Annotated in this window: 17 protein-coding genes and 2 tRNA genes; 8 read left to right on the forward strand and 11 right to left on the reverse strand. The window is 63.3% G+C overall.

Translation table 11 applies throughout. The features are described 5' to 3' along the window. Nucleotides 1–30 precede the first annotated feature (30 nt). Nucleotides 31–351: a thioredoxin gene (gene trxA / locus AC2A04_RS01145; protein ID WP_484210479.1), complete on the forward strand. Its 321-nt coding sequence runs from the start codon at nt 31–33 to the stop codon at nt 349–351. 39 nt (nt 352–390) lie between these two features. On the opposite strand, the gene AC2A04_RS01150 is transcribed toward trxA, so the two are convergent. From AC2A04_RS01150 to argJ, 3 genes are read right to left on the reverse strand one after another with little or no spacing between them, the layout of a single operon-like run. After that, on the reverse strand, nt 391–1,203 hold the full coding sequence (locus tag AC2A04_RS01150) for an inositol monophosphatase family protein (protein WP_484210480.1): 813 nt from the start codon (nt 1,201–1,203) through the stop codon (nt 391–393). Between the two features lie 9 nt (nt 1,204–1,212). After that, nucleotides 1,213–1,818: a glutathione S-transferase family protein gene (locus AC2A04_RS01155; RefSeq protein WP_484210481.1), complete on the reverse strand. Its 606-nt coding sequence runs from the start codon at nt 1,816–1,818 to the stop codon at nt 1,213–1,215. An 11-nt stretch (nt 1,819–1,829) separates the two neighbouring features. Further along, entirely contained in the window at nt 1,830–3,056 is a 1,227-nt protein-coding gene (argJ, locus tag AC2A04_RS01160; RefSeq protein WP_484210482.1) for a bifunctional glutamate N-acetyltransferase/amino-acid acetyltransferase ArgJ, read from the reverse strand. A gap of 90 nt (nt 3,057–3,146) precedes the next feature. Between argJ and AC2A04_RS01165 the strand changes: the two genes are divergently transcribed. From AC2A04_RS01165 to AC2A04_RS01180, 4 genes are all read left to right on the forward strand, one after another. Then, a complete protein-coding gene (locus AC2A04_RS01165) occupies nt 3,147–3,749 on the forward strand; it encodes an energy transducer TonB (protein WP_484211665.1) in 603 nt (200 codons plus the stop codon). Nucleotides 3,750–3,803: 54 nt separating this feature from the next. After that, a complete protein-coding gene (locus tag AC2A04_RS01170; protein WP_484210483.1) occupies nt 3,804–4,070 on the forward strand; it encodes a hypothetical protein in 267 nt (88 codons plus the stop codon). A gap of 107 nt (nt 4,071–4,177) precedes the next feature. Beyond that, nucleotides 4,178–6,913, forward strand: a complete 2,736-nt coding sequence (gene secA, locus AC2A04_RS01175) for a preprotein translocase subunit SecA (protein ID WP_484210484.1) — start codon at nt 4,178–4,180, stop codon at nt 6,911–6,913. A 176-nt stretch (nt 6,914–7,089) separates the two neighbouring features. Continuing rightward, a complete protein-coding gene (locus AC2A04_RS01180; RefSeq protein ID WP_484210485.1) occupies nt 7,090–7,413 on the forward strand; it encodes a PilZ domain-containing protein in 324 nt (107 codons plus the stop codon). Between the two features lie 467 nt (nt 7,414–7,880). On the opposite strand, the gene AC2A04_RS01185 is transcribed toward AC2A04_RS01180, so the two are convergent. After that, nucleotides 7,881–7,955: transfer RNA gene (locus AC2A04_RS01185), tRNA-Asn, on the reverse strand. A 79-nt stretch (nt 7,956–8,034) separates the two neighbouring features. Beyond that, the gene (locus AC2A04_RS01190) at nt 8,035–8,814 is read right to left on the reverse strand and encodes an NAD kinase (protein WP_484210486.1); all 780 of its coding nucleotides are present in this window, start codon (nt 8,812–8,814) and stop codon (nt 8,035–8,037) included. A gap of 132 nt (nt 8,815–8,946) precedes the next feature. Between AC2A04_RS01190 and AC2A04_RS01195 the strand changes: the two genes are divergently transcribed. After that, nucleotides 8,947–10,248 carry an EAL domain-containing protein gene (locus AC2A04_RS01195; RefSeq protein ID WP_484210487.1) on the forward strand — a complete coding sequence of 434 codons (1,302 nt, stop codon included), beginning with the start codon at nt 8,947–8,949 and terminating at the stop codon, nt 10,246–10,248. A 28-nt stretch (nt 10,249–10,276) separates the two neighbouring features. Here the strand turns inward: AC2A04_RS01195 and mfd are convergent, their stop codons facing one another. From mfd to AC2A04_RS01210, 3 genes are all read right to left on the reverse strand, one after another. Further along, nucleotides 10,277–13,774: a transcription-repair coupling factor gene (gene mfd / locus AC2A04_RS01200; protein ID WP_484210488.1), complete on the reverse strand. Its 3,498-nt coding sequence runs from the start codon at nt 13,772–13,774 to the stop codon at nt 10,277–10,279. 30 nt (nt 13,775–13,804) lie between these two features. Further along, a complete protein-coding gene (locus tag AC2A04_RS01205) occupies nt 13,805–14,086 on the reverse strand; it encodes an FAD assembly factor SdhE (protein ID WP_484210489.1) in 282 nt (93 codons plus the stop codon). A gap of 108 nt (nt 14,087–14,194) precedes the next feature. Further along, on the reverse strand, nt 14,195–14,599 hold the full coding sequence (locus AC2A04_RS01210) for a baeRF12 domain-containing protein (protein ID WP_484210490.1): 405 nt from the start codon (nt 14,597–14,599) through the stop codon (nt 14,195–14,197). Between the two features lie 143 nt (nt 14,600–14,742). On the opposite strand from AC2A04_RS01210, the gene recG reads away from it, so the two are divergent. After that, nucleotides 14,743–16,800 carry an ATP-dependent DNA helicase RecG gene (gene recG / locus AC2A04_RS01215; RefSeq protein WP_484211666.1) on the forward strand — a complete coding sequence of 686 codons (2,058 nt, stop codon included), beginning with the start codon at nt 14,743–14,745 and terminating at the stop codon, nt 16,798–16,800. Between the two features lie 53 nt (nt 16,801–16,853). Here the strand turns inward: recG and AC2A04_RS01220 are convergent, their stop codons facing one another. From AC2A04_RS01220 to AC2A04_RS01230, 3 genes are all read right to left on the reverse strand, one after another. Further along, complete coding sequence (locus AC2A04_RS01220; protein ID WP_484210491.1) at nt 16,854–17,429, reverse strand: hypothetical protein; 576 nt, start codon at nt 17,427–17,429, stop codon at nt 16,854–16,856. 156 nt (nt 17,430–17,585) lie between these two features. After that, the gene (locus tag AC2A04_RS01225; protein WP_484210492.1) at nt 17,586–18,095 is read right to left on the reverse strand and encodes a hemerythrin domain-containing protein; all 510 of its coding nucleotides are present in this window, start codon (nt 18,093–18,095) and stop codon (nt 17,586–17,588) included. A 96-nt stretch (nt 18,096–18,191) separates the two neighbouring features. Continuing rightward, nucleotides 18,192–18,268 (reverse strand) — tRNA-Pro (locus AC2A04_RS01230). 150 nt (nt 18,269–18,418) lie between these two features. Here AC2A04_RS01230 and thyA point away from each other — a divergent pair. Continuing rightward, nucleotides 18,419–19,363 (forward strand): thymidylate synthase, encoded by a 945-nt coding sequence (gene thyA / locus AC2A04_RS01235; RefSeq protein WP_484210493.1) that lies wholly within the window; start codon nt 18,419–18,421, stop codon nt 19,361–19,363. Nucleotides 19,364–19,434 lie beyond the last annotated feature (71 nt).

A 19,434-nucleotide genomic window follows, 5' to 3' on the forward strand; every position in this document is an offset into this window, starting at 1 on the left:
GATCGCAAAGACCATACAGGAGTTCATCCGATGCCGACGAAAGCCGTGACCGACGCCAACTTCGCCACCGAAGTGCTGGGCAGCAGCAAGCCCGTGCTCGTGGACTTCTGGGCCGACTGGTGCGGCCCGTGCAAGATGATCGCACCCGCGCTCGAGGAAATCTCGGAAGAGCTGGCCGACAAGGTCGAGATTGCCAAGGTCGACATCATGGAGAACACCGATGTCGCCAGCCAGTTCGGCGTGCAGTCGATCCCGCTGATGATCCTGTTCAAGGATGGCAAGCCGGTGGCCCAGAAGCTGGGCGCTGCGCCCAAGAGCCAGCTCAAGGGATGGCTCGAAAGCGTCCTCTGATTGTTGACGTTAGCCCCCGCGAAAGCGGGGGTTTTCGTCTCAGCCCGACATCCGCGCGAGGCGTTCGGCCAATTGGTAGAACAAAGCGGGGCTCGCCGCGCCGATCAGGCCCGGCTCCAGATGCCGATCAACCCGGTACGCCGACCCATCGGGCCGCGCCGCCATCCCACCCGCTTCATTGAGAAACAGCACGCCCGCCGCGTGGTCCCAGGCCAGCGTCTTTTCGAACAGCGAGACGTCGTTGGTGCCAAGCCCGATGCGCGGATATTGTTCGGCGGCGCACCGCGGGATGTCGACCAGCGTGTAGTGCGGGGCAATATGTTCAAGCAGCGCGGCGCGGCGGCTTTCGTCGGCAAAGATCAGCGAGATCGCAGCGATCGGAGGCGACTCCCCGCTTTCCTGCGCCGAGAAACGTTCTCCGTTGAGGTACGCTCCCTTGCCGCGATGCGCGGTGCACAGCCGTCCCGATAGCGGATCGTAGATCCAACCCGCCACCGTCTCGCCCGCTTCGGCCAGCGCAAGCAAGATGCCGAACGGCGGCTTGCCCGCCGCGAAGTTGTTGGTTCCGTCGAGCGGATCGATGATCCAGCACAAGCGGTCGGACAGACGCTCGAATATCGCGGGATCAGCGTGAGCCGCTTCCTCGCCGATGATGGCCGCCTCAGGGAGGATCTTTGCCAGCCCTTCTGCCAACAGCGCCTCGCTCTCGGTATCGGCAATTGTCACGACGTCATTCGCGGCCTTAGACACGACATCGCCCGCCGAGAGGTGCTGGTAGTGTTTGAGCAGGGTCCGTTCTGCCGTATCGCGCATGAGCGCGGCGACGGCATGATCGAGGGCGGTTTCGGGCATGCGAAGTCCTCAGGTCAGCGGGATCATGACCTGGCTGGCAAAGCCGGGCCGATCGCGCAGGCGTGCGTACCAGTCGGCAAGGTGCGGCAAGTGCGGCCGCTCGACAGGGATCGCAAAGAAGGTGTGGGCATAGACGCCCATCGGAATGTCCGCGATGCCAAAGCGTTCGCCCGAAAGCCATTCGCGGTCCGCAAGCTCCGCATCGAGGATCGCCATCATCGCCGACGCCGCAGCGGCCGACTTAGCCACAACCGCATCGCTGCCATCCTTGCCGTGGCGCACACAGCCCAGGAACGCGTCGCGCTGCGCATCGGCGAAATGGAACTGCCAGTCCATCCACTTGTCGCCGCTCGCCCGGACGAGTGGATCGTCGCTGCGCAAGGACGGCGCGTAACGATCGGCGAGGTAGCGCAGGATCGCGTTCGATTCCCACAGCGCGAACGCACCGTCCTCGACCGTCGGGATCATCCGGTTGGGATTCATCGCGAGGTATTCGGGCGTGTAGCCGAACTGCCCGCCGATATCCTTGCGTTCGAACGCAAGGTCCATCTCGATCAGCGCCCAGGCCACCTTCTTGACGTTATGCGAATTGAGGCGGCCCCAGAGCGTGATCATTTGCCGTGTCCTCAGCTGCGGTAGTCCGCGTTGATCGAGATGTAACCGTGGGTGAGATCGCAGGTCCACACGGTGGCGCGCCCTGCGCCAAGGCCGAGATCGACCTCTATCGAGATCTCCTGTCCCTTGAGGTGCGCGGCAACCGGCGCCTCGTCATAATCGGCTACCGGCTGCCCGTCGCGCGCGGCCCAGGTTCCGCCGAAGCCGATGGACAGGCGGTCGCGGTCGGCGGGTTCGCCGGCCTTGCCTACGGCCATGACAACGCGGCCCCAGTTGGCGTCCTCGCCGGCAATGGCGGTCTTCACCAGTGGGGAATTGGCGATGGCCAGGCCGACTTTCCGCGCGCTTTCGTCCGAAACCGCGCCCGAGACGCTCACCGCGATGAACTTCTGCGCGCCTTCGCCATCCTTCACGACGAGGTGCGAAAGCTGGCGACATACATCTTCGAGCGCCGCTGCAAAGGCATCCGCACCGGGACTGTCGAAGCCCGTGATTGGTGCATTGCCCGCCTTGCCCGTGGCAAAGGCCAGCACCGTGTCGCTGGTCGAAGTATCGCTGTCGACCGTGATGCAGGAGAACGTGCGACGGTTCGCGGCAGACAGGCATTCCTGCAGGAATGCGGGGCTGACATTCGCATCGGTGAAGACATACCCCAGCATCGTGGCCATGTCGGGCGCGATCATGCCGCTGCCCTTGATGATCGCACTGAAGCTGACGCGGGTGTCACCGATCATCGCGCTGGCGGTTGCGCCCTTGGGATAAGTGTCGGTGGTGCCGATGGTGCGGGCGGCGTCTTCCCAGGAGCAGGGTTCGGCCGAGAGCGCCGCCTCGATCCCGGCGCTCGCCTTGTCCTTGGGCAGCGGCACGCCGATCACGCCCGTGGAGGACACGAAGACCTGTTCCTGTGCGCAGCCGAGGTGGTCGGCGACCTGCGCCATGATCTGCTCCACCGCCTCGCGACCGCGATAGCCGGTAAAGGCGTTGGAGTTGCCCGCGTTTACGACCAGCGCCCGCGCGAGGCCCAGCCTGGCATTTTCGCGCCCGATCTCCACTTCCGACGAACAACACACATTGCGCGTGAAAACGCCCGCCACTGCCGTGCCTTCGGCAAGTTCGACGTAAGTCAGGTCACAACGGCCCCAGTCCTTGTAGCCCGCACGCACGACATGCGGCGTGACGCCCGCAATCGCGGGCATGGCGGGGAAGGGCGTGGCGAGCGGTGATACGGCGTCGGACATGGGTGAAGCGCCTAGCGCGGGTGGGGGCGCCGTTCAAGCGGGAGGCAACGAGCCCTTGTCACCTGCAAAATTCTGCGCATGATGTCCAAGATGAGAAAACTACTCGCTACTTTCACAATATTCCTTTCGACAGTCACTTTGACTGCGGCACACGCGAAAGAACCGATACCGGCTACCCCGAATGGAAGTCCTGGACGGTGGGTAACTCCCAGCGATTATCCGCAAGAGGCACTCCGAACCCGTAAGGAAGGCACTGTGCGCTTTCTTGTGCGCATCGGCACCGATGGAAAGCCGATCGGGTGTGACGTACTTCAATCCAGCGGCACCCCCGAATTGGATGAACGCACGTGTTTTCTCGTGATGACGCGTGCAAATTTTTATGCGGCGAGAGATGCGAACGGTGACGCGACGACGGGGACATATACAAATTCGATCCGTTGGCTGTTGCCACTTCAGGCAAACAAACTTTTGAGCCCGAAATCGGATATGCTGAGCTTTGTCGTCGAGAAGAGTGGAAAAATCGTGGACTGCAAGATCACCGCAACGGGTGATGGGGCAGCCGAGGCGATGCAGGCAATGACACCTTGTTCCAAGAATGCATCAATTCAGGAACCGTTTCGCGATGAAAACGGGAACGCCGTCGCAAAGCGTGTGATCATCAGGTCTTCCACTGAAGTGGAGGATGTGAAGTAGACCCTGCGCTTTCCTGATGGACGAAACGCGCTTGAATCCCTATCTAACAACCTGATGCGTTTCCTGCTCGCTCTGCTGGCCATGATTACGGGCCTTACCTTGCCCGAGGTGGCTCTGGCTGTCTCGCGTACGGAAGTGGCAGATACGGGGGTTTCGGGTGCGGCCACGGCTTCGGCCGAACAGCGCCAGCAGCGTTGCGCTGGGCGCGGCGGCGTGGTTCCGCAGAAGCGCAGCAATGCCCGCCGCAAGACGGTGTGGCTTCCCGCCCCGGCACTGATCCGGCCCTGCGGTATCGAATTGAGCGACCGCGCGCGCGAATAGCGCGTCGCCGTCTGCCACTTCCTCCGGCAAGCCTCTTGCCACGCCACGGCGCGCGAAATGTTGCGCCGCTTTTTCTACACTACTGATTCGACAGGATTGTTCCGCCCATGCTCGGTTCCATCGCCAAGGCCCTTTTCGGCTCTTCCAACGATCGTTACGTCAAGTCGCTCGACAAGATCGTGCGCCAGATTGCTGCTTTCGAGCCGCACCTCCAGGCCTTGTCCGACGAGGAACTGGCAGGGCAGACGCCCAAGTTCCGCACCATGCTGGAAGAGGGCAAGACGCTCGACGACCTGCTGCCCGAAGCCTTTGCCACGGTTCGCGAAGCCTCGGTCCGCACGCTCGGCCTGCGCCATTTCGACGTCCAGATGATCGGCGGCATTGTCCTGCATCGCGGCGAAATCGCGGAAATGCGCACGGGCGAGGGCAAGACGCTTGTCGCAACGCTTGCGGTCTATCTCAACGCGCTGGAGCGCAAGGGCGTCCACGTCGTCACCGTCAACGACTATCTTGCCCGTCGCGACGCAGAGACGATGGGCGTGCTCTACAAGTTCCTCGGTCTGACGGTCGGCGTGATCGTCCCGAACCTCAACGAAGAGCAGCGTCGCGCGGCGTATGAGAGCGACATTACTTACGCCACCAACAACGAGCTGGGCTTCGACTACCTGCGCGACAACATGAAGCACTCGCGCGACCAGATGGTCCACCGCCCGTTCAATTTCGCGATCGTCGACGAAGTCGACTCGATCCTGATCGACGAGGCGCGCACGCCGCTGATCATCTCGGGTCCGACCGACGACAAGAGCGACCTCTATCTCTCGGTCGACGCGGTCGTGAAGACGATCGATCCCGAGCTTTACGATGCCGACGAGAAGACCAAGAACATCACGCTGACCGAAGATGGCGTGGAATGGGTCGAGCGCGCGCTCGAGACCGCCGGATTGCTGGTCGGCTCGAACCTCTATGACGTCGAGAACACGATGGTCGTCCATCACCTCGATCAGGCCCTGAAGGCCAACGTCATGTTCAAGCGGGACATCGACTACATCGTCAAGGACGAGAAGATCGTCATCATCGACGAGTTCACCGGGCGCATGATGGACGGCCGCCGCTGGTCGAACGGACTGCACCAGGCGGTCGAGGCCAAGGAAGGCGTGCGGATCGAGCCCGAGAACCAGACGATGGCCTCGATCACGTTCCAGAACTATTTCCGCATGTATCCCAAGATCTCGGGCATGACCGGCACCGCCGCTACCGAGGCGCCCGAATTCTTCGACATCTACAAGATGAACGTCGTCACGATCCCGACGAATGTGCCGGTCCTGCGCATCGATGACGAGGACGAGTTCTACAAGAACACGATGGACAAGTTCGGCGCCATCGCAAAGCTGATCCGCGAAAAGTACGAGATCGGCCAGCCCGTGCTGGTCGGCACCGTTTCGATCGAGAAGTCGGAACTGCTTTCCGACTTCCTGACCAAGGAAGGCGTGAAGCACAACGTCCTCAACGCCCGCTTCCACGAGATGGAAGCCCATATCGTGGCGCAGGCGGGCCGCCTTGGCGCGGTTACCATCGCCACCAACATGGCCGGGCGCGGCACCGACATCCAGCTGGGCGGCAACATCGATTTCCGCATCGAGGACGAACTGCGCGACATGCCCGAGGGGCCGGAGCGCGATGCCGCGATCGCGAAGATCAAGGCCGAAGTTGCCGAGGACAAGCGCAAGGTGCTCGAAGCAGGCGGCCTTTGCGTGATCGGTACCGAACGCCACGAAAGCCGACGCATCGACAACCAGCTGCGCGGCCGCTCGGGCCGTCAGGGCGATCCGGGCATGAGCAAGTTCTACCTCTGCCTCGAGGATGACCTTCTGCGCATCTTCGGGCCGGACACGCTGTTTGCCAAGATGATGAACTCGAACCTTGCCGATGGCGAGGCGATCGGGTCGAAGTGGCTGTCCAAGGCCATCGAGACGGCGCAGAAGAAGGTCGAGGCGCGCAACTACGATATCCGCAAGCAGGTCGTCGAATACGACGATGTCATGAACGACCAGCGCAAGGTGATCTACGAGCAGCGCGCCGACATCATGGACGCCGAGGCGGTGGGCGATGTCGTCACCGACATGCGCCATGATACCGTCAACGCGATCGTCGGCGATGCCTGCCCTCCGGGTTCCTACCCCGAACAATGGGATGCCGACGGGCTCAAGGCGCGGGTGCGCGATGTTCTGGGAATCGAGATTCCGCTCGAGGACTGGATGCAGGAGGAGGCGATCGAGCCCGACCTGATCGAGGAACGCGTGCAGACGCTCGCCGACGCGCACATGGATACCAAGATCACCGAGGTGGACGCCAGCGCCTGGCGCGGACTGGAAAAGTCGATCTTGCTCGAACGGCTCGACCATCACTGGAAGGAGCATTTGGCCACGCTCGACGCGCTGCGGCAGGTCGTGTTCCTGCGCGCCTATGCGCAGAAGACGCCGATCAACGAATACAAGCAGGAAGCCTTCGGCCTGTTCGAGAAGATGCTCGACGCGATCCGCGAGGACGTGACGCGCATCCTGATGACCAGCGAAATCCGCATGCGTCCCGCCGAGGAATTCCAGTTGCCCGAGTTGCCCGATTTCCTCACCAGCCATATCGATCCGTTCACCGGCGAGAATGACGCTTTGCCATCGCCTGCCACGGCGCCGATGTTCGGCGCGGTCGCGCCGCAGGCTGCCGGGGCCTTGTCGGTCGGCGCTGTCGGGGCCGACCCGTTCGCCGGGCAGGGCATCAGCCGCAATGCGCCTTGCCCATGCGGTTCGGGCCAGAAGTACAAGCACTGCCACGGCGTCGCCGACTGACATCGAAGCGCACCAGGAGGATCGAACGGCGCGGAAGGCACTGCTCTTCCGCGCCGTTTTGATTCCGGACCTAGGTATGAACACTAGAAGGGCGACAGGAGGCCACTTCCAACCTGAATTCACTGGTTAACGCACCGTCCTTCATCCCGCGACGATTGTGGGACTGGAGACGGACGATGTGGCTTGATCATGGAGTGCAGACCGCAACGCAGACTTGGCATTCAGGTGACCCGGTCGCGCCGATCGAAGCAGCTTATCGCCGTGGCGTCCTGCGTGCGAGGGTTAACGTACAGGACCTTTCCTGCTCATCGGCCGCGATCGACTGCATGGACAATCCGGTTCCCGGTTCACGCGTGTGGCTGACGCTGCCGGGCCTCGAAAGCCGCGCGGCAGTGGTGGAAAATTGCGAAGGCTTTCGTGCGTTCCTGCGCTTTGCCGAACCGTTCCATCCGGCCGTGCTGGATGCTTTCCTCAATGGCGCGATCCGACGCTACCACTGAGCCCTGGCATCAATCCTCCGCGATACCGGACACTTCCCCGCGAAAGCGTCGCCAATCGCCCGGGCCGTAATGCCGGAGCCTGCTGCCACAGTAACGGCACGGAGCAAATTCAGCCATTGCGTTCCGATAGACACGGTTCCGGTCAGGTTTGTGCACCCCCATGAGGCATTTCAATCGCAACAATCTGCACCTCCATCGCACATCGTCCATCCGCGGGCTGCCGGATGGTACTATTTCGCAAGCATTTTTACGAAGGTAATCGGCGGCGGAGTGAACAAAGGCGACAAAGCAGACGGTCCGACCGGCAACTGCGTCCCATAAGGTGAATCTTGCATGCGTCGTGGAGCCGACGTGATGCCATGACGAAAGGCGTGATACGCCGTTCCGAATGGTTGTTCAGATCAATGTGAGCAGCTTGCCGCCTCGGCGGCGTCTTCCGTCTGCGCTTGGCAGTCAATGGACGAAAATGGCTCCCTGAGTAGGATTCGAACCTACGACCAAGTGATTAACAGTCACCTACTCTACCGCTGAGCTATCAGGGAGCAGCCCCGGTCTCCCGAGGCAGGACCGCGCTAATAACAGGCGTTTCCGGTTTGGCAAGCACCTGTTTTCAAATTTTCCTCAGACCATGAACTGCTCGGCGAAGATGCGATCCTCCAGGCTTTGCCCGCGGTCGAACATCAGGGTGAGGCGATGCTCGGGCCAGGCCTTGACGCGTACCTCGCTGACATCGCGCACTTCCTTCTGGTCGGCCACGACGAGCACCGGGCGCTTCACCGATTCCAGCGCCTTGAACACGATCTCGTAGGTGTCGGGCAGGATCGCACCGCGCCAGCGACGCGGGCGGAAGGGGCTGATCGGAGTGAGCGCGAGCATGTTCGATGACAGCGGAAGGATCGGGCCATTGGCCGAAAGGTTATAGGCGGTCGATCCTGCAGGCGTTGCCACCAGCACACCGTCGCAGGCCAGTTCGGGCATGCGAACCTTGCCGTTGACGCTCACCTCCAGCTTGGCGGTCTGGCGGGTTTCGCGAAGAAGCGAAACTTCGTTGATCGCGCAGACCGACTGCACTTCGCCGGTGTTGGTCGTCGCCGTCATCCGCAGGGGGGAGATCGCGATCTGCGTGGCCTTGGCCAGTCGTTCGTCGATCGACCTGCCCGAGCGATACTTGTTCATCAGGAAGCCGACGGTGCCAAGGTTCAACCCGAACGCGGGCACGATATGATCCATGTCGATCATCGCGTGCAGCGTCTGCAGCATGAAGCCATCTCCACCGATCACAACCGCGGCCTGCGCATCCTCGAGCGGTACCCAGTCACGGCCCTTGCGCAAGGTCTCGCACGCTTCCTGCGCCCGGTCCGTGGGCGAGGCGAGCAAGGCGAGGCGGGTAAAGTCCGGCATTGTCGTAAAGCCCCCGGGGCAATGTGTCTTGCACCGCAGATATGGGTCGGGAGGGGCAGGCGCAATGCACAAAAGCACAGGAGCCTGTAGCGAAGCCCTTGCCCGGAACGCTTTGGCAAGGGTTGGCACGCTATGGCGCTCGGGATGACCGAGCCTGCACAACCTGCGCACTTGCCGGACGATCGCGACCGGCTGACCGGACTGCCGGGTCCGAGCGGCGCTCTGGCGTGGCTGGATGGTGCGGGAAGGGGCGGCTTCGTCCATGCCATGCTGATCGGGCTGCACCGACTGCGTTCGGTCAATCTGGCTTATGGCAAAGCCGGTGGCGATCTTGCGCTGGCCGAGATTGCAAGGCGCATCTGTGATTTTGCCATCGAAGAACTGGGGCCAGACGGCTTCGTGGCGCGCATTGGCGGCGGAGATTTCCTGGTTGCCAGTACGGGCGCGACCAGCCGCGAGCGGTGGCAGTGGCTGGCGGAGGCGTTGGCGCGCAGCGTGTCGCGGTCTCTAACCATGCACGGCGACGTGTTGAACCTTGCACCTCGCACCGCTCTTCTCCGCGGGCAACCGGGTGAGAGCGGATCGGCGCTGCTCGATCGCCTCGACCAGGCGCTCGCTTCTCTGCAGCAGCAAAGCGGTCGCCGCGTACTCTGGGCCGACGGATCGCATCGCGCGCGGGGGCGCAGTGTCGCGCGGCTCGAGGCAGACCTGATCGGCGCGATGGCGCGTGACGAAATCGGCCTGGTCTTCCAGCCGCAGTACGGCGTAGCTGACGGGAAGCTGACTGGTGCCGAGGCCCTGGCCCGGTGGGACCACCCCCAGCTCGGTCGGATCGGTGCGGAAACGCTCTTTGCCATTGCCGAGCGCGGCGATCACGTCGCGCAGCTTTCCCGCCACATCGCGCGCCGTTCGCTCGACGTGGCAGCAAGTTGGAAACGGCTTCTGCCGCTATCGCTCAACGTGACCGCCGAAGATCTTGCCGATGACCGTTTCGCCACCAATTTCTGCGAACTTCTCTCGGCAACTGGTTTCGATCCGGCACAGCTTACGCTCGAGGTGACCGAGCAGGCACTGGTTGCGGATTTCGCGCGCTCTGCCGAAATGCTGGGCGAACTGTCCCGGCTTGGCATCCGCATCGCGCTCGACGATTTTGGCACCGGCTATGCCAACTTCCGCACGCTCAAGGCCCTGCCGGTCGATACGCTAAAACTCGATGCCTCGCTCGTGCGCGACGTCGATCATGATCAGCGTGATCGCGCGATCTTGCGCGCAATCGTCGCGATGGCGCGAGCGCTCGGGCTCAAGGTCGTGGTCGAGGGGATCGAGCGCGAAAGCCAGCTTGCGGTGCTGGTCGAGGAAGGGTGCGACACGTTCCAGGGCTTCCTGCGATCCGCACCGCTACCCGGCGACAAGATCGCGGACCTGCTGGCTTAGAGCACTTTCCGATTGGTCTGAAAGTGCTCTAAGCCGCCTTCTTTCGCGCCCGCCGAGCGATAGCCGAGAGTCCCTTGGTCATCTGGACAAGACCATTGAGGCGACCCTCGGGCGTGCCCCAGGCGCGGGTGATTACCAGCTTGTTGTCGGGGCGCAGCTTGGCGATTCCGTTCAGGCGCTCGACATAGCCGATCAGGCCCATGGGGTCGGGGAAGTTGTCCTGATGGAAGCTGACCAGCGCGCCCTTTGCGCCGACGTCGATCTTGGCGATGTTCGCCTCGATCGCCTGGCGCTTGATTTCGATCAGGCGCAGCAGGTTTTGCGTCGGCTGCGGCAGCGGGCCGAAGCGGTCGATCATCTCGGCGGCCAGGGCTTCCACGGCATCGGCGCCTTCGGCATCGCTCATCCGGCGATAGAGCGCCATGCGTACGGCAAGGTCGGGCACGTAGTCCTCGGGGATCATGATCGGTGCATCTACCGTGATCTGCGGGCTCAGGGCGTCACGCTGACGCGCAAGGCTGATGTCGCCCGCCTTGGCGGCAAGAATCGCATCTTCGAGCATCGACTGATAAAGCTCGAAGCCCACTTCCTTGATGTGGCCCGATTGCTCGTCGCCCAGCAGGTTGCCCGCGCCGCGCAGGTCAAGATCGTGGCTTGCAAGCTGGAAGCCTGCGCCAAGGCTGTCGAGATCGCCCAGCACCTTGAGCCGCTTTTCCGCCACTTCGGACAGCGCCGTGTTCTCGGAATGGGTGAGGTAGGCGTAGGCGCGGATCTTGCCGCGCCCCACGCGCCCGCGCAGCTGGTAGAGCTGGGCAAGGCCGAAGCGGTCGGCACGGTGAATCACGATGGTGTTGGCCGAAGGAATGTCGATGCCGCTCTCCACGATCGTGGTCGAAAGCAGGATCTCGTACTTCTTCTCGTAGAACGCGCCCATGCGGTCCTCGACCTCGGTCGGGCTCATCTGGCCATGCGCGGTGACGAAGCGGACCTCGGGCACGTTGAGTCGCAACCACTCTTCCAGATCGGCCATGTCCGAGATGCGCGGAACGATGATGAAGCTCTGCCCGCCGCGCTGGTGTTCCCGCAGCAGGGCTTCGCGCATCACCATGTCATCCCACGGCATCACGTAAGTGCGCGTGGCAAGGCGGTCGACCGGTGGCGTCTGGATCGTCGACAGCTCGCGCAGGCCCGACATTGCCATTTGCAGCGTGCGCGGGATCGGCGTGGCGGTAAGCGTCAGGACGTGGACGTCGGCCTTCAGTTCCTTGAGCTTTTCCTTGTGCGTCACGCCAAAGCGCTGCTCCTCGTCGACGATGACGAGGCCAAGGCGCTTGAACTCGATGTTCTTGGCCAGAATGGCGTGCGTGCCGATGACGATGTCGATGGTCCCGGCTGTCAGGCCCGCCTTGGTCTCGCCAGCCTCCTTGGCCGGCACCAGCCGAGACAGGCGACCGATTTCCAGCGGGAAGCCTTTGAAGCGCTCGACGAAGTTCGTGTAGTGCTGCCGCGCCAGCAGGGTGGTTGGCGCAACGACAGCCACCTGCATCCCGGCCATCGCCGCCACGAAAGCCGCGCGCAGGGCAACCTCGGTCTTCCCAAAACCCACATCGCCGCAGACGAGGCGGTCCATCGGTTTGCCGCCGACCATGTCGGACAACACATCGTCGATTGCGCGCTCCTGATCGTCGGTCTCGTCCCACGGGAAGCGATCGACGAACGGGCCGTAGCTGGCCGGATCGACCGGCAGGATCGCTCCCTGCCGCAGCGCGCGGTGCGCGGCGGTTGCCATGAGCTGGCCCGCCATCTCGAGAATGCGCTCGCGCATGCGCGCCTTGCGCCGCTGCCATGCCTCGCCGCCAAGCTTGTCGAGCCCCACGCCCTCCGCATCCGAGCCATAGCGCGAGAGAACGTCGAGATTTTCGACCGGAATGTAGAGCTTGTCGCCGCCGGCATATTCCAGCTGCACGCAGTCATGCGGCGAATCGCCGACCGCGATTGCCTCGAGCCCGATATAGCGCCCGATGCCATGGTCCATGTGAACGACGAGGTCGCCGGGCGTGAGCGCGGACAACTCGGCCAGGAACGCATCGGCATCCTTGCGCTTCTTCTTGCGGCGGACAAGGCGGTCGCCAAGAATGTCCTGTTCGGTCAGCAGTTCCAGATCGGCGCTGGCAAAGCCCTGTTCGAGGGGCAGGACGACCGCCACCGGTTTGCCCGAAGCGGCAAGGCCCAGCGCTTCCTGCCATGTCTCGGCCATGAGCGGCACGATCTTGCCCGCCTCTGCCAGCAGCGAGGCGAGACGGGAGCGCGATCCAGTGCTGTAGGCCGCGATGATCGGCTTCAGGCCGCGCGTGCCGAGTGCCGAGACGTACTTCGAGGCCGCCTCGTAGATGTTGCTCCCCCCGCTCGTCGCCGCAGCACGCTCGGGCGTGAAGTCGTGACTGGAGGTGAAGCCGAAGTCGATGACCTGCTTCGATTCCGGCTCGGCAAACAGGGTGGTGCGGTGGACCGGCCAGCCGAGCAAGGCGCGATCGATCTCGTCGCGCGACAGGTAGAGCGCGTTCTCGGCCAGCGGCCGGTAGCTGCCCGGCGCCTTCGACGAGCTTTCGACACGCGACTCGTGGTAGTCGGCGATGTCGGCAATGCGCTGTTCGGTGGCCTTTGCCGCCGAGGCATCGATCAGGACGAGGTCGTCGTCGCCCAGATGATCGAACAGGGTGACCAGTCGGTCCTCGAACAGCGGCAGCCAGTGCTCCATGCCCGCCAGCCGCCGGCCATCGCTGATCGCCTGATAAAGCGGATCACCCGTGGCGTTGGCACCGAACTGTTCGCGATAGCGGCTGCGGAACCGCTTGATGCTGTCCTCGTCAAGCAGCGCCTCGCTTGCGGGGAGCAGCAGGTGCGTCTCGACCGGCTGCACCGAGCGCTGCGTGTTCGGATCGAACAGACGCAGTGTTTCCAGTTCGTCGCCGAAGAAGTCGAGGCGCAGGCCGTGGTCGAGCCCCGAGGGGAAAATATCGAAGACCGAGCCGCGCACCGCGTACTCGCCCGCGTCTACCACGGTGTCGGTGCGCGAATAGCCCTGCCGTTGCAGAAGCGCGATCAGGCTCTCGCGCCCGATCTCCGCACCCGGCGTCAGCAACCGCGTGGATTCACGGATGCGGAAGGGCGTGAGTACGCGTTGCAGCACCGCGTTGATCGTGGTGACCAGCAATTGCGGCCCGGTGCGCTTGTGTTGCAGCTTCTGCAGGGCGGCGAGCCGGCGTGCGCTTACCGACAGGGCAGGCGATGCGCGGTCGAAGGGCAGGCAGTCCCAGGCCGGAAATTCGATAACCTCGAGATCGGGCGCGAAGAACGGCGCGCTGTCGGCCACCGCCCGCATCGCCGCCTCGTCGGGCGCGATGAACACCGCACGGCCTTTGGCTGCGCGCGCAAGGTCAGCCAGCACAAGCGGCTGCGCGCCGCGCGCGACGGAGGACAGGGTGAGCGGCGTGGTGGCCGAAAGAATGCGATCGAGATCAGACATGGCGGTCGGGGTAACGCGCGAAAATCGAAATCAGCGCGGGATTTCGACGTAATCGAGCTTGCGCATGGCGTCCATCATCGGCCCGGCATATTTCTCGGGCACTTCTTCGGTGCCCAGCGCCCAGGCCATGATCTCGACGTCGTCCTCCTCGATCAGTTCCTCGAACCAAGCGATATCCGCTGCGGTCCACTGCGCGTGGAAGCGATCGAAGAAGCAGCCGATCATGTAATCCGCTTCGCGCGTGCCGCGGTGCCATGCACGGAAGTGGATGCGGCGCAGATGGGCGGGGTCGGTAGCGGCGGCGTCGGTCATGGTCTGGCCGTTAGGCGCATCGGGCGCGGGAAACAAGGTGACAGGGGGGCATACGAAAGGGCGTGCGCCGATGAACCGGCACACGCTCCGTCGCTGTCTCCTGAAACGCTACTTGCCGCGCAAGGCTGCGAGGATCTGCTCGGGCTGGCGATCCATGAAGTCCTTCGCCAGTTCGCGGATCACCGCGCGCTGCACGGCCTTGCTGTAATGGTGGCGGAGTTCGCCCAGTGTGCGGGGTGGGGCGATGACCACCAGCTTCTCGATCTTGTGATCCTGCACCTGCCGGTTGAGCCACTCAGCGACGGCAGCAGCATGGGCGTCCTCGTCGCGCTGGTTGCCCGAGGGATTGGCCGAGCTGATCGCGTGGCGACCGCCCGATCCGTGGTTTTCCTCGACCAGCTCGGGCGTCTCGAGCACGGCGAGCTCGGGCTCGGCTTCGGTTCCGCCGTTGCGCAGGACCTGCCAGTCCTCACCATCGACAAGGGCAATGACGGCGCCATGGGGGATCAACATCGTATCAGACTCCTGTGCTTGTTGCGGTCTGAACGGATGAAGCGCCCACTTGGCCCCGCTGCCCATGCGCTGTGTCAAATTTGGCGTGAATTTCGTGCGCCGGGCCATTGGCGAAGCGTCTGTGTTCCGCCTATGTCCACGCGATGCGTCCCGACGTGCTCAATCCGCTATTCGCCGAAGCCGGCAGCCTCAAGGGCGTCGGGCCGGGATTGGCGCGCCCCCTCGAAAAGCTGGGGCTGACGCGCGTCAAGGACCTGGCCTATCATCTGCCCGATCGTTTCGTTGCGCGCCGTGCCGTGGCAAATCTCGACGAAGCGAGCGTGGGCGAACAGATCGTGATTGCGCTCACCCCGCGCGATTACAAGCAGTCCGCAGGGCGCGGGCCGTTCCGGGTCATGGCCGAAGACGAACTGGGCAACTACGTTGCGCTCACCTATTTCGGCCGCGCATCCTATTCAGGCAAGAAGCAGCTTCCCTTGGGCGAGAAGCGGTGGGTGGCGGGCCGCCTCGACCAGTTCGGCCAGACGCTGCAGATCGTTCATCCCGATCATGTCAGCGAAGACAGTGCCGGCATGCTCGGTCAGTTGAACGAGCCGGTCTATCCACTGTCGGAGGGGCTGACGCAGGGCCGCATCCAGGCGCTTGTCCATCAGGCGCTCGGCTTCCTGCCGGTCCTTCCCGAATGGATCGAGCCGGGGCTTGTCGCCAGGATGGACTGGCCGCGTTGGCATGAAGCGCTGCCGTTGGCGCACAAGGCGCAGCACCCCTTGGCACGCGACCGGCTTGCCTATGACGAACTGCTCGCAAACAGCCTCGCGCTGATGCTCGTCAAAGAGAGCAATCGCAGCCGGCAGGGCACTCCGCTCCATGGTGACGGAAGGCTGCGCGCCAAGCTCGACCTTCCTTTCGCGCTGACAGGCGCGCAAAAGCGCTCGATCGCCGAGATCGAAGGCGACATCGCACAGGGCGCGCCGATGCTGCGCCTGTTGCAGGGTGATGTCGGCTCGGGCAAGACCGCCGTTGCACTCCATGCCATGCTGATCGCGGTGGAGGCAGGCGCACAGGCCGCGCTGCTCGCGCCCACGGAAATCCTCGCCCGACAGCACGCCGAAACGCTGACCCGCATGGCTTCTGGCACCGGTATTACCATCGCCCTCCTTACGGGACGCGACAAGGGCAAGGCGCGCGAATCGATCCTGATGGGGCTGATCGATGGCAGCATCGACATCTGCGTCGGCACCCATGCGATCTTTCAGGACACTGTGGCCTATCGCAATCTCGCACTGGTGGTGATCGACGAGCAGCACCGCTTCGGCGTTGGCCAGCGCCTGATGCTTACGCAGAAGGCGCGGCGCACGCCGCATTGCCTTGCAATGACCGCGACGCCGATCCCGCGCACGCTGACCCTGGCGCAATATGGCGAGATGGATGTTTCGCGGCTCGACGAGATGCCGCCGGGGCGTCAGGCCATCGACACGCGTGTGATCGCAATCGAACGTATGGCCGACGTGGTGGATGGTATCGGTCGACACATAGCCAAGGGCGCGCAGGCCTATTGGGTCTGCCCGATGGTCCGCGAACTGGAGACCGAGGACATTGCCGCTGCCGAAGCCCGGCACGCCGCCTTGCAGGAGCGTTTCGGGGATACCGTCGTCATGGTCCACGGCCAGATGCGGCCCGAGGCCAAGGACGCCGCAATGGAGCGGTTTGCGCGGGGCGATGCCAACGTGCTTGTGGCCACGACCGTGATCGAGGTTGGGGTCGATGTGCCCAATGCCACGCTCATGGTCATCGAACAGGCCGAACGCTTTGGCCTTGCCCAGCTGCACCAGTTGCGGGGCCGCGTGGGGCGGGGCAGCCAGCAATCGACCTGCCTGCTGCTGCGCGGCGAAGCGCTGTCGGAAACGGGACGCGAGCGCCTGGCGCTGATGCGCGAGACCCAGGACGGATTTCGGCTGGCGGAAGAAGATCTGCGGTTGCGTGGTGGCGGCGAACTTCTCGGCACGCGACAATCGGGCGATACGCCGTTCAAGGTTGCCGATTTCGAGCAGATCGCGCGGCTGCTGCCCCTGGCCCATGACGACGCGCGATTGCTGATGGAGCGCGATGGCGGGCTGTCGTCGCCTCGCGGCGCTGCCGCGCGCCTGCTACTCTATCTGTTCGAACGCGATTGGGGCGTGCAGTTATTGCGCGGCGGCTGACAAGGAAGGGCGACGCGAAAAGGGGGAAACGCGCCGCCCAATCCCTGAAAACTTTACTTGCCGCCGGACTTTGCGGCGCTCTTGGCGGCGTCGGCGAACTGCTGCGCGGTCATGCCGATCATCAGACCGGTCGAACCCTTGGCCACCGAGGTCTTGGGCAGCTTCACGCGCGCTTTGCCGGTGTCGAGGATGAAATCAGCCTCGGTCACTTCGCCTACCTTGCCCAACGCTGTCGTCCCATCGGAGGCATAGACCGGAGCGCCTGCGACGATCGCTGCCGCAAGCGCTGCGGCAGCATCGGCAGATGCCTTTTCGGCGGCGGCATCAAGCTGGGCCTTGGTCAGGCCAAGGACGGGCCCCTTGGGACCGGTGCCGAGCGAGGTCAGCGCCATCGTCGCGCTGTGGGTACCGGTATCGATCACGAAGTTCGGCGCGGCCACGCTCTTGATAGTGCCGACTTCGGCTCCAGCGGCGTCATAGACCATTGTGCCAACAGTTACGCCAGCCGTGGCTGATGCTGCGGCGTCGGTAGCAGGGGCAGGGTTTGGTGCTGCGTCCTGTGCCATTGCGGCGGTGGCAAACATGGAAAACGGGGCCGAAACGGCCAGGAAAAGTGCATTGATCTTCATACGGTGCGATCCTTGTTGTTGAGAAACCGTGTTCCAACAATGGGATGCCCGCAGTTTGAAAACATGGCCCGTGCGACGAACGCCTTGCTTTTCAAGGCTGGCCGAACCGCCTGAACGGCTCGTCCGCCAGCCCCTGTCGCTTCGTCGCGCGCCGATTCAGGTGCTCTCTTCTGCCGCCACGAAGTTCATGTCGGATGACGGCAGGTTGTCGTCTTCCACTTGCTGGCGCAGCTCCTCTTCGCGATCGGTCATCGCCTCTAGCATCGCCACAAGATCGAGATCGGACTGGCGGGCCTGATCGAAAACGCCCTTGCCCTTTTCCTCTTCTTCCTTGTGATGGTGCTCCATCTGCTCGCCCAGAACCTGCAGCTTCGGGCCAAAGGAAGCGGCGTCGGTCTCGTCCGAAAGCACGTCATTGATCAGCAACTTGCCGGTATCGTGCTCGACAAGGCCTTCGGTCAGCTTGTCGTCATCGGCCTTGCCGCGCAAAGCCGGGTAGAGGAACTCCTCCTCAAGCGTCATGTGAATCTTGACCAGATTGGCGACTTGTATGCCCAGCCGCTGCTTGTTGTCGCCCTCTGCCTTGTCCACTTTTTCGAACAAGGCCTCGATCCGGTCATGATCGGCTTCGAGCTTGGCAATGGCGTCTTTGTAGGCGTGTGACATGGAATCACTCCGGCACGAGTTGCGTGCAGGCTGAAACCACAAAGGCCGCCGACGTTCCCGTCAGCGGCCTTGAGACCCTGGTCTGAAAGTGGATGTTGGTCGGGGAAAGAGGATTCGAACCTCCGGCCCCTGCCTCCCGAAGACAGTGCTCTACCAGGCTGAGCTATTCCCCGACCGATCCGCCGCCGGTCACCCGGCTGCAAGGCAGGGGCGCCCTATACGGGGCGGTTCCTGCACTGGCAAGCGGGCACGCGACGTTTTTTTGCCCACCCCTTTTGTGCCCCCCTTTTGCGCCTTGGCAAAGGGGCAGATAGAAGCAGGCCATGTCTTCGATCCGCGAATCCGCTCGCCATCCGGAATGGCAATATCTCGATCTCATGCGCCGCATCTGGGAAGACGGGGATGAGCGGGTCGATCGCACCGGGGTTGGCACGCGTTCGGTGTTCGGCGCGCAACTGCGGTTCGATCTGACAGATGGCCGCATGCCGCTGCTCACGACCAAGCGCGTGTTCTGGAAAACCGCCACGCGCGAGTTCCTGTGGTTCCTCACCGGGGATACCAACATTCGGAAGCTGTGCGAACAAGGCGTGCAGATCTGGACCGACTGGCCGCTCGACAATTATCGCAAGGCGAGCGGCGAGACGATAACGCGAGAGGAATTCTCCGCGCGAATAGTCGAGGATGCAGCCTTTGCCGCGCAATGGGGCGATCTCGGCCCGGTCTATGGCAAGCAGTGGGTCGACTGGCCGGTCTATGAACCGGCGGGCAAGGGCCTTTTCCGCCAGCGCGCCCAAGGCGTGAACCAGGTTGCCGATGTCGTCCGTTCGCTGCGCGACAATCCCGGCAGCCGCCGCCACATCGTCGAAGGCTGGAACGTCGCGGAGCTTGACCGGATGGCGCTGCCGCCGTGCCACAAGACCTACCAGTTCCACGTATCGGGAAACCGGCTGAACGGTTTGCTCTACCAGCGCAGTTGCGACGTCGCGCTCGGCCTGCCGTTCAACCTATGGGGGGCGGCGCTGTTTGTGCGGCTTCTGGCCCAGCAATGCGACCTCGAACCGGGCGAACTCGTATGGATGGGCGGCGACACCCACCTCTACCTAAATCACTCAGACCTGGTCGAAGCGCAGCTTTTACGGGAACCGGACGGCGATCCGCGCCTTGCCATTGTACGCCGACCGGATAGTATCTTCGGTTACCGGATCGAGGATTTCGAGGTGACCGGATATGCTCCGCAGGGCCAGTTGAGTGCTCCCGTAGCCGTCTGATCTCACTGATTGACTCGGAAAGGCGCGTGAAATAAAATAACACGTGTCTAGAATATTGCGTCTTACCGCTT

Source organism: Novosphingobium sp. HNCC26DJ243 (genome assembly GCF_057180545.1).